Origin of the sequence: Pseudomonas sp. GV105 (assembly GCF_003058185.1) — a bacterium.
In the GTDB taxonomy this organism is placed as follows: domain Bacteria; phylum Pseudomonadota; class Gammaproteobacteria; order Pseudomonadales; family Pseudomonadaceae; genus Aquipseudomonas; species Aquipseudomonas veronii.
This window is the reverse complement of record NZ_QBUF01000009.1, coordinates 1-16,980: the sequence shown is the minus strand read 5'-3', so window position 1 is coordinate 16,980 and position 16,980 is coordinate 1. Positions and strand designations below refer to the sequence as shown.

Sequence of the window (16,980 nt, the reverse complement as noted above, 5' to 3'; positions counted from 1 at the left end):
CATCTCCTGAAGGTGGGGTTAGCGCTGCAGCTGGTACAGCGCGTTAGCCAGCGCGATGTCTTCCAGACCCAGCCCGATGGACCGGAAAAACACCGGGCGCTGGTAGTCCGGGCGCTGCGCCATGTCACTGAGTAGCTCGGGCAGGTCGCCCATCACCGCGCGTTTGTCCCAGCCGTGCTGTTCGCTGGCGATCAGCATTTCGCCGGCCGCGTCCGGAGTGGTCTGGCGATAGTCGCAGAATACCTGCATCGCGTTAAGGCTGTGGGGCGGCACTTCATGGGCGCGGGGCGCATTGGTGCTGATCGAAGTGATCAGCGCCGGTTTGCTCAGGTGCGCCGGGTCGAGCACCGGACCGGCCGACGAGGTACACAGCATGATCACGTCGGCATCCGCCACGGCCGCCGCGCAGCTGTCGGCGATGCTCAGGCGTGGGTCGAGGCCGGTGAGCTGCGCGAGGGTGGCGGGGCTGGCGCTGGCCAGGCTCGGTGAAAACAGGCTGATGTGCTGCCAGTCCCGCAGGTTTTGCACGTAGCGCAAGTGCGCCTGGGCGACCTTGCCGCTGCCGATGATCGCCAGGCGCCGGGCGGCCAATGGCGCCAGGGCGTCCACCGCGAGGGCCGTGGTGGCGGCGGTGCGTGCGGTGGTCAGTTCATGGGCATCGCACAGCAGCAACGGTTGGCCGCTGTGCATCGACATCAACAGCGTCCAGGCCGTCACCAATGGCCCTTGCTCCCCTACGATGTACGGCGAAGTCTTGACCCCGTACACGCCGTCCTCGGCCAGCACGCCCAGGTAGTTGATGAAGTCGCCGGCGCCCTTCGGAAACGCCACTAACTGTTGCGCCGGTTGCACCGCCAGCCCGGCGGCGAGGTCGCGGAACAGCTTGTGCAGGATCTGGGGCACGTCGATCTGAGCGAGTAACTCGCGCGCTTGGGCCTGCTGGATGACATGGGGCGTGCTGGACATGGGGAACTCCGCTGTAAACTAATTTGTCCATTATGGACTTTTAGTCGTTGCGAGCAATATCCCGGCGAAAAAAATGCGCTCAAGCCGGCAGCCCCCACATCTATGTAGGTCACCTGTTCGCCACGCCTCAAGTACGTTTCGGCACCACCCCTGTTGCCACCCGGACGTTCGACCATGCTGACCCGCTGCATCTTCCCCCTCGTGTTACTGCTGTTGCCTTGCCTTACCGGCCACACCCACGCCAGAGACCTGGCCGAGGGACTGAACGATGACAGCGCCTCCCTGGCGCTGCAGAACCACGACCAGCGTTACGCGCTGTGGTCCGGTATCGGTTTGTTGAAAAATGCGATCGGCCAAACCTGCAACGCGGTGCTGCTGGACACCCGCAACCGCCAGAGCAAGGCCGTCGGCCCGGCGTATGTCTTGACCAGTGGGCATTGCGTGTACTTCAGCTTCGGCACGGCCCATGTCAACCAAGCCATCGAGGCGAGCATCACGTTCAATTATTTCCACGACACGCCGGCGCAACAGCGCACGTTTCGCATTAAAACGGCGCACTGGACCAGCATGGTCGGCACTGATCTGGCAGTGCTCGAACTGGATACCTCACTTGCCGGGCTGATCACCGACGGCATCATGCCGCTCAAGCTCGCCACCCATCAAAGTACCGGGGAACGTGAGGTCGTGAATGTCGGTTCGCCGAGCGGGTTTCGCCAGAAGGGCTTGCGTATGAGTGCCTGCAAGGAAACCGCGACCAACAGCTTTGTCGAGCATCCCGGGGTGTTTCCCGGCGCCCTGAAAAACCGCTGCAATGACCTGCAGTACGGCAGTTCCGGCAGCCCGATGCTGGACCGGCATACCAATGAAGTCACCGGCATTGTCAGCAAAGTCGCGGCGGTCATTAAAAAAGACATCCTCAACAACTGCCAGAACGTCTCGGCGTGTGAAGCGGCCAAGTTCAACTACAGCTATCCCGCCAACGACCTGCACCGTTGTTTTGTCGAGGGCCAATTCTCGAACGATACGCCTGCTTGCCAGCTCAAAGCCGTCGATATCCACCTTGAGGAACCCTGGAAGCTCAACCCCTATGTGCATATGCAACTGGGCGAATTCGGGCAGAGTGTGCAGCCCACCTGGAACATCAGGTTCTCGATCCAGGACCCGTTCTATCGCTTCAAGGCTGTGCGCAACGTCAATGAATGCAGGCTGCCCAATGGCTATCAACGTGCCATTGCATCAACCCAGGGCTACATCAATCAGGCCATCGGCCCGGCGCTGGGGGCGTATGTGCTGTGCATCATCGGCGTTCAAACCCCCGACGAGCCGTTGACACCGGCCTTGCTGCACAATGCGTTCACCCACTCGGTGTTCTTGACCGACCCGGCGCCGGTCCCGCGCATCGGCCTGAACTACAGCGTCAACTGGGACGACCCGCAAACCGCCTTCAGCCACCATTACTTCTATGTGGACACCTCGGCGGAAGCTGCCTGCCGTGACAATGACGACGTCCGCTACATCCTCGCCACGGGCGGAACGAGTTACCCGCTCTCGCAACTGCCCGTCACCCTGTGCAGCTTTGCGCGTAACCCGGCGGGGCAACCTTCGGCGGTACGCACGGATGTGATCGAGCGATCCGCCTACCTGCCGCCCACCCAAACGCGCCAACCGGCAGCGTCTCAGCGATGAGGCGGTCAACCTGTGACACGAAAGCCTCCGGAGAGTTTTTCCTTCAGATAACCCACCAATGCACTTACGGACTTGGGTACATGGGGCGAGTAGGGCCGTATCAAGTAAATCTCATCGGCAAACGCGCCCTTGAGCGTCCAGCCCTTGAGCACCTGCACCAGTGTGCCGCCGGCCAGCGCCGCATGGGCGCTGAAATCCGGGAGCAGGGCGATGCCCAGGTGATTGAGTGCCGAGTCGCGCAAGGCTTCGCTGTTGTTGGTCGAGAAGCTCCCGGCGATCGGCACGGTGACCCGTTCGAGGGTTTTGCCGCCGCGCTCGAAGGTCCAGGCGGGCTGCTCGGTGCCGCGCGGGTAGTAGAGGCAGTTATGCGCGCTGAGCTCGCCGGGGCTGCGCGGTTCGCCGTGGCGTTGCAGGTAGTCGCGGGTGGCGACCAGCACCGAGGTGGTGTCGCACAGCTTCCATGCGACGTGGGTTTCCGGCACCTGAAAACCGTGGCGCACCGCCAGGTCGTAGCCTTCGGCGGCCAGTGAACTCAAGGCATCCGACACCTCCAGCTGGACCCGCACCTGCGGGTACAGTTGCAGGAAGGCCGACAGGTGCGGCACCAGTTGCTGCCGGGCGAACGCGACCGGCGCGGTCAAGCGCACCAGGCCGCGGATTTCCCCGGCGGCGTCGCGCACCGAAGAAAAACTGCGGGCGATCTGTTCGTAGGCGCTGCGCACGTCCCGCGTCAGTGACTGCCCGGCGTCGGTCAGGCGCACGCTACGGGTGGTGCGGGTGACCAGGCGCGTGCCGGTGGCTTTTTCCAGGTCGCTGATGCGCTGGCTGACCGCCGACTTGCTCACCCCCAGGCGCGCCGCGGCGGCGGTGTAGGTGCCGTGTTCTTCCAGCACCGAGAGCCAGTGAATGTGGGTCCACAGCCCTTCGATCTCAGACTTTTCCATGGGGTTATTGTTCGCCTATAAGGACAATCAGTTCTGGATTCTGCTCTGGTTCGGAACAAATCGAAAGCCTATCGTGTGTCCCAACGCTACCCACCTGGGACCTACTGCCATGACCAGCACCATCGAGCACTACATCAACGACCAGCGCGTGAGCCGCGATGATCGCTATCAGGACGTCTACAATCCGGCCACCGGCGCCGTGACCGGGCGCGTCGCCCTGGCCAGCCGCCAGACCGTCGGCGAAGCCGTCGCCGCTGCCCAAGCCGCCTTCGCCAGTTGGGCCGATACCCCGCCGATCCGCCGCGCCCGCGTATTGTTCGAATACCTGCACCTGCTGCGCGCACGCAAGGACGACCTGGCGCGCATCATCGTCGCCGAACACGGCAAGGTGTTTACCGATGCCCAGGGCGAAGTCGACCGTGGCATCGACATCCTCGAATTCGCCTGCGGCATTCCCAACCTGCTCAAGGGCGAACACTCCGATCAGGTCTCGCGTGGCATGGATAACTGGACAATGCGCCAGCCCCTGGGCGTGGTCGCTGGCGTCACGCCGTTCAACTTCCCGGTGATGGTGCCGATGTGGATGTACCCGATCGCCATCGCGGCGGGCAACACCTTCATCCTCAAGCCCAGCCCGACCGACCCGAGCGCCGCGCTGTTCATGGCTGAGCTTTTGCGTGAAGCCGGTTTGCCCAGCGGCGTGTTCAACGTGGTGCAGGGCGACAAGGAAGCGGTGGACGCGCTGATCGAACACCCGGACGTCAAGGCCGTGAGCTTTGTCGGCTCCACGCCGATCGCCCAATACATCTACGAAACCGGTGCGCGCCACGGCAAGCGCGTGCAGGGCCTGGGCGGCGCGAAAAACCACATGGTGGTGATGCCCGACGCCGACATCGAACGCACCGTCGACGCGCTGATGGGCGCCGCTTATGGCAGTGCCGGCGAGCGCTGCATGGCCATCTCCGTGGCGGTGCTGGTGGGCGATGTGGGTGACAAAGTCATCGCCGCCCTGACCGAGCGGGCCAAGCAACTGCGCATCACCGACGGCCGCGACCTCAAGGCCGAAATGGGCCCGATCGTCTCGCGCGCCGCACTGGAGCGCATCAGCGGCTATATCGAACAAGGCGTCCAGGCCGGCGCGCAACTGCTGCTCGACGGCCGCGATTACGTGCCGACCGAACCCGGCCTGGAAAACGGCTTCTGGCTCGGCGCGACCTTGTTCGACCATGTGACTCAAGAGATGAGCATCTACCGCGAAGAAATCTTCGGCCCAGTGCTGGCCTGCGTGCGCGTGAATGATTTTGCCGAAGCGGTGAAACTGGTCAACGACCACGAATTCGGCAACGGCGTCAGCTGCTTCACCCGCGACGGCAACATCGCCCGCGAATTCGCACGGCGTATCGAAGTGGGCATGGTCGGCATCAACGTACCGATCCCGGTGCCGATGGCCTGGCACGGCTTTGGCGGCTGGAAGAAGAGCCTGTTCGGCGATATGCATGCCTACGGCACCGAGGGCGTGCGCTTCTACACCAAGCAGAAGTCGATCATGCAGCGTTGGTCGGAGAGCATTGAGCAAGGTGCGGAGTTTGCGATGCCGGTGTCGAAGTAAGCACTGCCCCGACAACCATTCGCCCGAGTGGTTGTCGGGGCAATGGACAACTCATTGAGCGATCCAGACGCTGACGCACAACCCCCGTTGCGCCAGCGTATCGCTGAATGCCAACTGCACACGGCAACCGGTGCGCTCGCTGATCGCCTTGACGATCGACAACCCCAATCCGGAACCGGCTTCTTCCGAACCCAGGCTGCGATAAAACGCGTCGAACACCCGTGCCTGTTCCTTCACGGCAATGCCGGGGCCGGTGTCTTTGACTTGCAGCAGTACGGCGCCTTCTACCCACCCCACTGACAGATCGATCCGCCCGCCCTGCGGGGTGTAGCGAATCGCGTTGTCCACCAGGTTCTTGACCAGGGTGAACAGGTCCAGCGCGTTGAACACCACCTGTACGTCCTCGGTGCTGTCGACACCGATATCGATCTGCTTGCGCTCGGCCAGGGGCAATAAGTCTTCGAGTACCTGTCGATAGATGCCATGCACCGAGAGAGGGCCCTGTACCCGCACTGACGGCGACTGTGCCGCCGCCAGCGCCAACAGTTGGTCGATGAGTTTGCGGCCGCGCTCGATGCCCCGGGATAACGGCAAAAAACGCTCGCGGCTGGCGGGTGACAAGTCAGTGTCCGCAAGGCGTTCCGCTTGCAGGGACAAGGCGGTCATCGGCGAGCGCAGCTCATGGGCGGCATCGGCTACAAAGCGGCGCTGGCTGTCCATGGACTGGCCAACGCGGGCCAACAGTCGATTGATGGCGACCACGAACGGACGCACTTCCGTCGGCAGGTGCTGCTCATCAATCGGGTGCAGTTCTTGTTCGGCGCGCTGGTCGATTTCGGCGGCCAGCATGCCGATGGGACGAAACAGTTTGCGCACCAAGTCGCCCACCACCAGTAACAGCACGGGGAACAGGATCAGGAACGGCAACAGGCTGCGCCAGGCGCTTTCGCGGGCGTCCTTGTCGCGGACGTCCTGTTCCTGGGCCACGGCAATGCGCTCGCCGTGGGAGGTGGTGTGCACCAGCACACGAAAGGCTTCGCCGGCCACTTCAACCGTGGCGAGGCCATCGGCGAGCGTGGTGGGAAATGGCAGTGGCAACGCCTCGTCGTTGTTGCCCGTGGCGTGGCGGCCATCACCCAGGTGCTGGATGATCACCCGCGATTCTTCATCGTCGTCAATGGCCTGGCCCTGGGGGTAGTGCAGCGTCATCTGCTGGCGGTCGAACAGCATGGCCACCTGGCGCAAGGTGGCGTCCTGTTGTTCGTGGGCTTCCTCGAACGCCGAGACGAAGGCAAATACACTGGCCAGCAGCGCCACCAACAGAATCGCCAGGGACAGCGTCACCGACAGGCGCAGTTGCACCGACTCACTCAAACGTTTTTTGAAACCATCCATCCCATGCCCCTGACGTTCTTGATCACGTGACTTCCCAACTTGCGCCGCAAGGCGTGAATCAAGAACTCGATGGCGTTGCTTTCGACCTCATTGCCCCAGCCGTACAGACGGTCTTCCAATTCGCTGCGCGACAGGATGGCTCCCGGTCGGATCAGCAACGCCTGCAACAGCGCAAATTCACGGCTGGAAAGGGCCACGCCATGCAGCGCTTCGGTGCTGGCTTCTTTGGAGAGCAGGTCCAGCGATACCACGCCGTTGCCGAGCAACGACGAGGCGCTGCCGCCTTTGCGGCGCAGCACGGCGCGCATGCGGGCGAGCAGTTCGGGCATGTCGAAAGGCTTGAGTACGTAGTCGTCGGCACCGCCATCGAGGCCGCGCAGGCGGTCATCGAGGCTGTCACGGGCGGTGATGATCAGCAGCGGCACCGGGTTGTTGCCGGCGCGGATGATGTCCAGCACTTGCAGGCCGTCCTTGCCGGGCAGGCCGAGGTCCAACAGCACCAGGTCGTAGGAGTGGGTGTCGAGGGCAGCCAGGGCCGTGAGGCCGTTCTTGACCCAGTCGGCGGCGTAGCTTGCGTCGCTGAGCGCACGCTGGATCGCATCGCCAATCATGGGGTCGTCTTCGACCAGCAGTATCCGCATGTCGCTTCCCTAAAAAACCGACGCGACGAGAGTGTCGTCGCGTGTGTATTGAAGCACCTGGGCCGATGTTTGTCTGGTCTTAGCCTTTCATCGAGTCAAAGGCCTTGAGCATGTCGTCCATCGAGGCTTTGCAGTCGGCCTGGTTCGGGCTGCCTGCGCGCAAGGCATCCAGCGCGCGGTCGATGGCTTTATCCAGCACATGCCAGTCACTGGCGGCGCGGGGCTTGATCCCGGCTTCGGCTGCGTCCCAGCTGGTTTCCAGGTCTTTGATCCGGGCTTTGGCGGCAGGCAGGTCGTTCTTGGCGACGAGGGCCGATACGTCCACCGCGATGTTTTGGAATTCGGACAGATCGCCCAGTTTCGATGCCTGGTGTTGGCTGGTCGCTGGGCCGGTGCTGTCCTTGGGCTTATCGGCGGGTTTGGAGCAGCCGGTGGCGATGCTCAGCATGAAGATCGCTGAAACGATGGCGACGCGGCGGATCAGGTTTTGCACGGGGCGCATGAGGGGTTCCTTGAGTTGAGTCTTTATTGGGCGATGGTTTTGCGGTTGCCGACGCTTAATTGCGCCACGGCGACCAGCAGGACAATGACGCAGAGGAACAGTGCGCTGGTCCAACTGGCGCCCATGCCCAGGCCACCATAGGTCTTGGCTTGGGTCAGCAGGTCGCCGAGGGAGGCGCCGAACGGCCGGGTGAGGATGTAGGCGATCCAGAAGGTCAGCACGCTGTTGACGCCCAGGCGCCAGGCCAGCAGGGCGGCGGCGATCAGGCCGGCGAAGATCACGGCTCCGAGGGTAAAGCCCAGGCCCAGCGCTTCGGTGGCCAGGTCGCCGGCGGCGGTGCCGAGGGCAAAGGTGCAGAGCACCGTGGTCCAGTAGAACCATTCACGGCGCGGGGTGACGATGGCGCGGATCGACAGGCTGCGTTCGGTACGGAACCAGGCTATGAAGTTGAGACCCAGCAGCACCGAGAAAATCGCCGTGCTGGTGTACAGGCTCACGTCGAGTTTGTCGGTGAGGATGTCGGTGATCTGCGTGCCCACGATGCTCACCAGCACCACGGTCAACCAGTAGATCCACGGGGTGTAGGCCTTGGTGCGCAGCTGCCAGAACAACGCGCACCCCAGCAGCACGGCCATGCCGAAGCTGGTCCAGCCAGCGCCGAAGCCGGCATCGACGGCGAGGTAATCCGCGCCGGTTTCGCCCACGGTGGTGGACAGGATTTTGATCACCCAGAATGACAGCGTCACCTCGGGTACTTTGTTCAGCCAACGGGCTGCTGTGGCATTCATCGGGTTACCTCTTCTCGACTGCGCGGTGGGCGCAGGAGAGAAGGTAGGCCCCGACACTTAGCTGAGACTGAGGGCCGCGGTTTTTTTCAGCACATGGGCCAGGCCCACCGTGGTGAGGTGTACCACGCTCCCCACGTTTGGCGCTTGCAGGCCCGAGCTGCGCACCGGGATGGCTTGGCCGGGCACGTCCTCATCCGCTTGCAACGCCACCGTCAGGGTGCAGGTATTGCCGCCGAATTCGCGTTCGGTGACCACGCCGCGGCAGCCGGAACCCTCGGTGCTACTCAGCAGCAGTTGCTCCGGACGCAGCATGATCCGTGTCGTACCTTGGTTGGCCTGGCTGTCGACCGGCACGCGACCCAGTGCGCAGTGGGCCCAACCGGCTTCGATCCTGGCGGGCATGACCACGGCTTCACCGAGAAACAACGCGGTCTGCTCATCGGTGGGGTACTGGTACAAGTCCATTGGACGGCCCGACTGCACCAGGCGCCCCTGGCGCATCACCGCCAACTGGTCGGCGAACGACAGCGCCTCGCTTTGATCATGGGTGACCAGGATCGTGGTGATGCCCGCGTCGCTCAACAACCGCGCGACCATCTTGCGCATGGCCGAGCGCAGGCCGGTGTCCAGCGCGGAAAACGGCTCATCCAGCAGCATCAACCGGGGCTGTTGAGCCAACGCCCGCGCCAGCGCCACCCGTTGCTGCTGGCCGCCCGACAGCTCGTGGGGCCAACGCCGGGCCATGTTGGCGTCGAGGGCCACGCTGTCCATCAGTTCGGCGATGCGTGCGTGTCGCGAGGTATGTTTGGCCGCCAGCCCGAAACCGATGTTGTCGGCCACGGTCATGTGCGGGAACAGCGCGCCGTCCTGCGGCACATAGCCGATCTGGCGTTGGTGCGCTGGTACGGCGTGGGTGGCGTCAACCAGCACCTGGCCGTTCAGGGTCAGGCTGCCGCTGTCGGGAAACTCGAAGCCAGCAATCATCCGCAGCAAGGTGGTCTTGCCGGAGCCGGAAGGCCCGACGATCACCATGCGGCTGCCGTTGGGCACCGCCAGGCTGACGTCGGCCAAGGCCTGTTGGGTGCCGAAGGTTTTGCAGAGTGCGGTGAGTTCGAGGGCGTTCATCGGCCGGCCGTGCGTTTGGATTGGTGGTAGAGGAGGCCGGTCAACGGCAGTGAGAGCAGAATCATGATCAACGCGTAGGGCGCCGCTGCGGCGTAGTCGATTTCGCTGGTCATCGCCCAGAACCCGGTGGCCAGGGTGCGCGTACCGTTCGGCGCCAGCAACAGGGTGGCGGTCAGTTCGTTGGTGATCGCGAGGAACACCAGCGCCGCGCCCGCTGCGGCAGCTGGCGCCGCCAGGCGCATTGTGATCAGCCACAGTGCCCGGCCCGGCGAGCGGCCCAGGCTGCGCGCCATGTTTTCCAGCTCCACCGGGGCCTGGGCGATACCCGCCCGCAGGCTGACCAGCGCCCGTGGCAGGAACATCAGCAGGTAGGCGAGCAGCACGGTGATCGTGGTCTGGTAGATCGGCCGGGCAAAGTGGATGGTCACCGTGACCAGCGCCAGTGCCACGACAATGCCGGGTAACGAACTGGTGATGTAGTTGCAGCTTTCCAGGATGCGCTGCAAGCGGCCCGGTGCGCGAATCGACAGCCAGGCGATCGGCACCGCCGCGCAGGTGGTCAGCACGGCGCCGGCAATACCCAACAGTACGGTTTGTTCCAGCGCCGGCAGCAACTCGCTGAATTGCCAGACCTCGCGGCCCCCGGCGATCAACCATTTGCCCAGGGTGAACAGCGGCACGCCCAGGGCCAACACACAGGTCACGGCTTGCAAACCGAGGGCGAGCACGGTGAGGAGGGGGCTCAGCCTGACGATGCGCTGCTCACGGGCGCTGCCGGAACCGACCCGCGCATAGCGTGCATGGCCACGTGCCGAGGCCTCAGCGGTGAGCATCGCCAGGCAACACAGGGCTAACACGGCCGCCAGCATATTCGCCGCCGGGCCATTAAAGGTGGATTTGAACTGATCGAAAATCGCCGTGGTGAAGGTGTCGAAGCGGATCATCGCGTACAGGCCGTATTCGGCCAGCAGATGCAGGCCGACCAGCAGCGCGCCGCCGCAGATCGCCAGGCGCAACTGGGGCAACACCACCCGCCAGAACACCGCCCAGGGCTTGAGGCCCAGGGATTCGGCCACGTCTTCAATCGCAGGATCAAGCCGGCGCAGGGTCGCCGCCACCGGCAGGTACAGAAAGGGGAAATAGGCAATCACTGACACCAGCACACCGGCCGGTAAGCCGTGGATCGACGGCACCAGGCTGACCCACGCGTAACTGTGTACAAACGCCGGCACCGCCAGCGGCGCGACCGCCAACAACGACCAGGCGCGGCGCCCCGGCAGATTGCTGCGCTCGGTCAACCACGCCAGTGCAATGCCCAGCGCCACGCACAACGGCAGGGTGAACAGGACCAGCAACACGGTGTTGACCAGCAGTTCACCGACGCGTGGGCGCCACACCAACGCTTCGATCTGTGCCCAGCCGATTTGCCAGGACACGCCGATCACAAACGCAATCGGCAGCAACGCCAACAACGAAACCAGGACCGACAAACTGGTGATCCACGTGCCCCCACGGCTTTTGAACAGTCCGTGGGGGCGTTTGCGTGGCTGCGCGTGGGCGATGCCGGGGATCGACGATTCAGGCAGCAATCAGAGCAGTCCGGCTTGGGTCATCAGCTCGACAGCCTTTTTGCTGTTGAGCTTCGACGCGTCGACCTTAGGTGCGTCCAATTGCGCCAGTGGGGTCAGCTTGGGGTTGGATGTGGCGTTCTGGCCGACCGCGTATTCGAACGAATTACCGTCCTTGAGGACCGCCTGGCCGTCTTTGCCGGTGATCCACTTCAGGAAGGCCTGGGCCTGTTCCTTGTGCTTGCTGGAAGCCAATACACCACCACCGGAAATGCTCACAAACGCGCCCGGATCCTGGTGCTTGAAGTAGTGCAGTTGAGTGTTTTTGCTGTTTTCGCCGGTCTTGGATTGGTCGACGAAGCTGTAATAGTGATAAATCACGCCGCTGTCGACCTGGCCGGCGTTGACGGCTTTGAGCACGGCGCTGTTGCCACGGTAGATGCTCGCGTTGGCTTTCATTGCCTTGAGCCAGTCGAGGGTCGCGGCCTCGCCCTTGAGCTCCAGCACGGCGGCGACGATGGCCTGGAAGTCGGCACCGGCCGGCGAGGCTGCCCAACGGCCTTTCCAGCTTGGTGAAGCCAGGTCCAGCAGGGATTTGGGCAGATCGCCTTCTTTCAATGTGCTCGGGTTGTACACAAACACCGTGGAGCGCGCGGCGATACCCACCCATTTGCCGTGGGCCGGACGGTAGGCGGCATCCACCTGTTCCAGGGTGCTTGGCGCGACTGGCGCGAACAAGCCGGCGTTGTCCACCAGCACCATGGCCGGGGAGTTCTCGGTGAGGAACACGTCCGCCGGAGAGGCGGCGCCTTCCTGCACGAGCTGGTTCCCCATCTCGGTGTCGTCGCCGTTGCGGATGGTCACCGGGATCCCGGTTTCCTGGGTGAACCCTTCGACCCACGCCTTGGTGAGGCTTTCGTGCTGGGCGTTGTAGACCACGATGCCGACCGGCCCGCTGGCGGCATAAACATGCCCGACGCTGACCAGAGCGGTGACCAGCAGGGCTTTTTTGACGAACGAAGGACGGCGGGTGGTCATGCGGTGAGCGCTCCGGGTTTTTATGGCTGCACGGGAAATCTGTTTGAGGTCGATTTAGATTAGATCAATAGGAATCATTTGCATATTGGGGCGCGGCGAATGTAGAGGTGGGCATGAGAAAAAAACGTCAAATAAACGTGATAAATGTCGTGGGTCGATGGCCTTTAACGTAACGCCTATCAACTGAGGGGGGCTTGGGCGGTGTTCATGAGAGTGGGGCTCACCGCCGACCTGCCCGGATACTCACATCTACCCACACCGCCGCTCAAACAATGAAATGCGCTCAATGTGGGAGGAGGCTTGCCTCCGATGGCGGAGTGTCAGTCGACAACGACTTGGCTGACCCGCCGCCATCGGGGGCAAGCCCCCTCTCACAGGGGTTATGCGGTGTCGGTGAGAATGGGGCTCACTGCCGACCTGCCCGGGTACTCACATCTACCCACACCGCCGCTCAAACAATGAAATGCGGTCAATGTGGGAGGAGGCTTGCCTCCGATGGCGGAGTGTCAGTCGACAACGACTTGGCTGACCCGCCGCCATCGGGGGCAAGCCCCCTCCCACAGGGGTTATGCGGTGTCGGTGAGAATGGGGCTTATCGGCGACCTGCCCGGGTACTCACATCTACCCACACCGCCAGCACCAACATGCTGCCCTTCACGATCATCTGCCAGGAACTGTCGATACACGACCAAATACCACTTACCCCGCCGATCAATCGGTGGAATACGGTCAATGTGGGAGGAGGCTTGCCCCCGATGGCGCAGTGGCAGTCACTGCATGAGTGCCTGAACCACCGCTATCGGGAGCAAGCTCCCTCCCACATTTTTTGTCCGTGGTCAGGCAGTGGTCTTCGTGGGCCTGAGGCATTCGATGGAGCGGTCAACCGTGGTTTTGGCGATTTCCAGCAAATGCCACACTGCCAGAATCTTCGCCCGCTCCGGTTTCTCCAGCAGCTCCCCGCAATCCAGCGCCGTCGCCGAAGCGCTGTCCAGCAGACTGGCGGTGTAGAGCAGGGCGTCTTCGAAGCTCAGGTCTTCGTTGACGGCGTGGAAACCTTGGGTGGGCAGGTAATGGTCGATGGCGCGGTTGAAGGCAGCGCGGTCTTTGGTGGGATCGATGGGTGGGTCGGGTAGGACTTTATTCATGGTGTAACTCCGAATTTTGAGTAAGGAGCCGAACCGGTCGCGACTAAACGAAGGTGGCGGCTGTACGCAGGTTAGTCGACCGGCCAAAATCGGAAACTCCGGCGCACCCAAAGGCGCCCTGCGCACAGCCACCATAAACTGCATGGACCATTGCGCCGAATTTGGAGTCCGGGCGACTAAACCCGATCACTGATTTGGCAGTGACGGACCGCAGACTAGCCATCGATTCCAACAGGCACAAGGCGGCGCAGATTGTCTAGGAAACGTCCTGCAATTTAAAGCGACCCGGCTTGCTGGCCCTTTAAAAACCATGACCAAATGCCACTAACGAACACGTGATGGTTTCTATCTGTAGGAAAGATCTGCCATGACGGAACTTGATGGCAGCGCTGACGACTTTTCGCTTTTTCAGGGTGTAGTGGGCCGAGTTAAATATCGACGCCAACTAACCTCCGTAAAGGATTGCGATGAACATAAACGTCAGTAATTTTCGCCAAGCAGTATCTAAGATCAGGCTCTCAAACGCAGCATTTGAAGAGTTGCTGAGTGCCAGCGCGATGTTGGGTGCAGAAACCAAAACCGGTCGATTCGATATAAAACACGCTTGCATTGATCCGTTTTATTCGCAGTCCCTTGGCGAGGCGTTGCGCAATATACGAAACATTATTGAACATGAAAGTCATGTCTTGATCCTTGATGGATTTAGGACGGATAACCTTGCAAGTTTCAAATCACTGGTGTGGGCATTTGGATCTTTGCTTGGTACGCCAATGGTGCAAAATCATCTTGGTCATAAGGTTATTGAGGTTTACGACCGAGGCGGTAAAAGCATTGAAGAGGGTGCGAGGTACCATCAGACCCGTCAGGGCGCCTACGTACATAACGATGGCGTCAGCGACCCTCTCCCTATCGACTATTTGATTCTGGCTTGTGGACAGAAAGCGCTTCTGGGAGGCGAGAGCATTCTTATTGATGCAAGCGCGGTATATGCGGAGCTGATGGCATTTCCGGAAGTTCTCGAGGAGCTTAAATGCGATTTCTATTTTGAAAATAGAGGCATGTCAGAGGACGAGTGCCTATTTAAAGCGCCCATCCTGAGTTTTTCCAATGAAGGTATTCCCTTGATAAGGTACTTTCGCGTCTACATTGAATCGGCTCACCTTAAAGCGAAAATGCCGTTGACGTTGGCGCAGGTTCAAGCATTGGATTTTCTGGATACAGTTCTCGATCAATCATCTGTTCAGCATCGTGTATTGCTTGAGCCTGGTCAGGTGCTTATTTCCGCGGATAACAAGTTTCTCCATACCCGAACGCATTTCATCGATATGCATTCTCCACGCTCGGAAATTGATGATGCAGAGCCTTTAAACGCCTTGAATCGCTACATGTTGCGGATGTGGTTACGCAAGCAATGATGCCCATGTCACGCATGGCGCGCGACCTTTATACCCACTCAAAAGCCGAGCCCTCATGGACAACGCCAACATAGCCATCACCCTGGTCTTGATCTCCGCCTTCATGCACGCCACTTGGAATGCCGTTGTCCGTGCCGGCAGCAGCCGTTTCATGACCTTGGCCATGGTCGATGGCACCGCATTAGTGATCTGCCTGGCGGCGCTGCCGTTGGTCAACGTACCGAGCCTGGAGGTGTGGGGCTATGTGCTGATTTCTGTGATGCTCAATACGGTCTATCGATTGTTCCTAATCAAGGCTTATGAAACAGGCGACTTCGGCCAGGTCTACCCGGTGATGCGTGGCGTGCCGCCGGTGTTGGTTGCGGTGTTTTCCTACTTCCTTTTGCATGAACAGCTGTCGTTCCCGTCGATGGCGGGAGTGCTGCTGATTTGCGCGGGGATCATCAGCCTGACGTTTGTGCGCAGGATGACCGCGCAGATGTTTAAACCAATTCTGATGGCCGTGTGTGCGGGGGTGTTCATCGCGTCCTACACGGTGGTGGATGCCAAAGGTGTAAGAGCCAGTGAGACGGTGCTGCAGTACATCATCTACCTCACGCTGTTCCAGAGCATTCCGATTCCGATGCTGGCGTTTTTCAAGACGCGATCAGCACTCACCCAGGCTGTGCGCGACCACTGGCGGGTAGGTGCAATGGGCGGTGTTTTTTACTTGGCGTCCTACGGTTTGGTCCTGTTTGCGTTGTCGCTGGACGCAGTGGCCAAGGTCTCAGCCCTGCGGGAAACCAGTGTTATTATCGGCGCCATCATTGCTGCGCTGTTCTTCCGGGAGCAGTTCGGCTGGCGACGGATGCTTTCGGCATTCGTCATTGTCTGTGGGATCATCCTGATCAAAGTGAGCACCTGATGGCCCAGCGCCCGCCACCCACTCCCATGCTTCAAGCCTTCGTCAGCGCCGCGCAAACGGGCAGTTTTGCGCGTGCTGCGTTCGAGTTGAACCTCACCGCCAGTGCCATCAGCCATCAAATTGCGGGCCTGGAAGAATGGTGGGGGGTGCAGTTGTTCGAGCGGCATTCGCGGGGGGTCAAACTCACGACAGCGGGGCAGGCCTTGTTGCCAGTGACCGATGGTTTTTTCAAAGAACTGGATACGGTGCTGCATTCGCTCAACCCGAGTAGATCCCAGCCACTTTACCTTTCATGCACCTCCTCTCTTTGTGCAACCTGGCTGATTCCCAGAATGCATGGTGCTCACGCCGAAGCGGCATTCAACCTTGATCTGGTGTTGACCAGCGCGGACATAAGCAGCGCCAGCTTAAGTGCTCACCCGTTCGATGTCGCGGTGGTGATGGGGTATGGCGACTACCCGGATCATCATGCCGAACTGCTGATGCGCGATGCGGTGTTCCCTGTGTGCTCGCCGGAATTCAAACGTGTGAATGGTGATATTGCGCTGGAGGAAATAGCGCGGTACCCGCTGATTCATCGCGTCGACGATCAGGTATGCCCAGGGTGGGAGAGCTGGTTTGCATTTCAAGGGCTAGAGGCACCGCCGTATCACCATGGGCCGCGCTTTCCAGATTCCAGCCTGGCCATCAGTTTGGCAGTGAAAGGCGGCGGGATTGCGCTGGGCAGGACGGCACTGGTGTATGACCAATTGAAAGACGGTGAATTGGTTGCGTTGGAGGCCCCCTTAATGATGTCGCCTGCTGCGTACTACATCATTTGTCGAAACGGACGACAATCAGAGCCCGATATCACCCGTTTGCTTGATTGGCTCAAGGCCCAAGCGCATCAGTTTATGGGGGAGGTGCAGCGTTCCGGTAAATGACTCACCGGCGACCTGCCCGCGTACTCGCATCCACCCACACCGCCGCTCAAACAATGGAATGCGGTCAATGTGGGAGGGGCGGTGCGACGGTTCGACTTGCTCCCGATGGCGGTGGTTCAGGCACTCATGCAGTGACTGACCCACCGCCATCGGGGTGTACAGACGGAGACATCCTTTACAAACGAGACCGGGGACATCCTTTACGTTTCTGGATGCTGGACAGCCGGCTTGCACCGTGGACTTGCCCCTACCAGACCGGACACCAACTCCCCGTTAAATTGATGCTGCTGCCAAACGCCTAAACTCTCTCGGCGACCGATATTTCAAGGCG

Annotated in this window: 15 protein-coding genes; 5 read left to right on the top strand and 10 right to left on the bottom strand. The window is 61.2% G+C overall.

Features of this window, described 5'->3' with window-relative positions:
- Window positions 1-18: 18 nt before the first annotated feature.
- Window positions 19-966 carry an ornithine cyclodeaminase family protein gene (locus tag C8K66_RS18460; protein ID WP_108525584.1) on the bottom strand — a complete coding sequence of 316 codons (948 nt, stop codon included), beginning with the start codon at window positions 964-966 and terminating at the stop codon, window positions 19-21.
- 174 nt (window positions 967-1,140) lie between these two features.
- Between C8K66_RS18460 and C8K66_RS18455 the strand changes: the two genes are divergently transcribed.
- Complete coding sequence (locus C8K66_RS18455) at window positions 1,141-2,652, top strand: serine protease (protein ID WP_079443514.1); 1,512 nt, start codon at window positions 1,141-1,143, stop codon at window positions 2,650-2,652.
- A 5-nt stretch (window positions 2,653-2,657) separates the two neighbouring features.
- On the opposite strand, the gene C8K66_RS18450 is transcribed toward C8K66_RS18455, so the two are convergent.
- A complete protein-coding gene (locus C8K66_RS18450) occupies window positions 2,658-3,596 on the bottom strand; it encodes a LysR family transcriptional regulator (protein ID WP_079443515.1) in 939 nt (312 codons plus the stop codon).
- 109 nt (window positions 3,597-3,705) lie between these two features.
- Between C8K66_RS18450 and C8K66_RS18445 the strand changes: the two genes are divergently transcribed.
- Window positions 3,706-5,205, top strand: a complete 1,500-nt coding sequence (locus tag C8K66_RS18445; protein WP_046383933.1) for a CoA-acylating methylmalonate-semialdehyde dehydrogenase — start codon at window positions 3,706-3,708, stop codon at window positions 5,203-5,205.
- 51 nt (window positions 5,206-5,256) lie between these two features.
- On the opposite strand, the gene C8K66_RS18440 is transcribed toward C8K66_RS18445, so the two are convergent.
- The 8 genes from C8K66_RS18440 to C8K66_RS18405 all read right to left on the bottom strand — a co-directional run bounded on the left by C8K66_RS18440 (window position 5,257) and on the right by C8K66_RS18405 (window position 13,407).
- Entirely contained in the window at window positions 5,257-6,600 is a 1,344-nt protein-coding gene (locus C8K66_RS18440; protein ID WP_057005919.1) for an ATP-binding protein, read from the bottom strand.
- Window positions 6,576-7,241, bottom strand: coding sequence for a response regulator transcription factor (locus C8K66_RS18435; RefSeq protein ID WP_057005918.1), 666 nt, complete (start codon window positions 7,239-7,241; stop codon window positions 6,576-6,578). Before C8K66_RS18435 ends, C8K66_RS18440 begins: the two co-directional genes overlap by 25 nt.
- A gap of 79 nt (window positions 7,242-7,320) precedes the next feature.
- Window positions 7,321-7,743, bottom strand: a complete 423-nt coding sequence (locus C8K66_RS18430) for a hypothetical protein (RefSeq protein WP_057005917.1) — start codon at window positions 7,741-7,743, stop codon at window positions 7,321-7,323.
- A 23-nt stretch (window positions 7,744-7,766) separates the two neighbouring features.
- Window positions 7,767-8,531 (bottom strand): hypothetical protein, encoded by a 765-nt coding sequence (locus tag C8K66_RS18425; RefSeq protein WP_057005916.1) that lies wholly within the window; start codon window positions 8,529-8,531, stop codon window positions 7,767-7,769.
- Between the two features lie 57 nt (window positions 8,532-8,588).
- Complete coding sequence (locus C8K66_RS18420; RefSeq protein ID WP_108525582.1) at window positions 8,589-9,656, bottom strand: ABC transporter ATP-binding protein; 1,068 nt, start codon at window positions 9,654-9,656, stop codon at window positions 8,589-8,591.
- Entirely contained in the window at window positions 9,653-11,227 is a 1,575-nt protein-coding gene (locus C8K66_RS18415) for an iron ABC transporter permease (protein ID WP_082643911.1), read from the bottom strand. The genes C8K66_RS18420 and C8K66_RS18415 overlap by 4 nt, the downstream gene beginning before the upstream one ends.
- 18 nt (window positions 11,228-11,245) lie before the next feature.
- A complete protein-coding gene (locus C8K66_RS18410) occupies window positions 11,246-12,262 on the bottom strand; it encodes an iron ABC transporter substrate-binding protein (RefSeq protein ID WP_108525580.1) in 1,017 nt (338 codons plus the stop codon).
- Between the two features lie 836 nt (window positions 12,263-13,098).
- Window positions 13,099-13,407, bottom strand: coding sequence for a DUF6124 family protein (locus tag C8K66_RS18405; RefSeq protein WP_079443517.1), 309 nt, complete (start codon window positions 13,405-13,407; stop codon window positions 13,099-13,101).
- Between the two features lie 467 nt (window positions 13,408-13,874).
- Here C8K66_RS18405 and C8K66_RS18400 point away from each other — a divergent pair, with 467 nt between their 5' ends.
- From C8K66_RS18400 to C8K66_RS18390, 3 genes are read left to right on the top strand one after another with little or no spacing between them, the layout of a single operon-like run.
- Entirely contained in the window at window positions 13,875-14,822 is a 948-nt protein-coding gene (locus tag C8K66_RS18400) for a TauD/TfdA family dioxygenase (RefSeq protein WP_108525578.1), read from the top strand.
- Window positions 14,823-14,877: 55 nt separating this feature from the next.
- Window positions 14,878-15,726, top strand: a complete 849-nt coding sequence (locus tag C8K66_RS18395) for an EamA family transporter (RefSeq protein ID WP_017847904.1) — start codon at window positions 14,878-14,880, stop codon at window positions 15,724-15,726.
- Window positions 15,726-16,649, top strand: coding sequence for a LysR substrate-binding domain-containing protein (locus C8K66_RS18390; protein ID WP_108525576.1), 924 nt, complete (start codon window positions 15,726-15,728; stop codon window positions 16,647-16,649). Before C8K66_RS18395 ends, C8K66_RS18390 begins: the two co-directional genes overlap by 1 nt.
- Window positions 16,650-16,980: the final 331 nt, after the last annotated feature.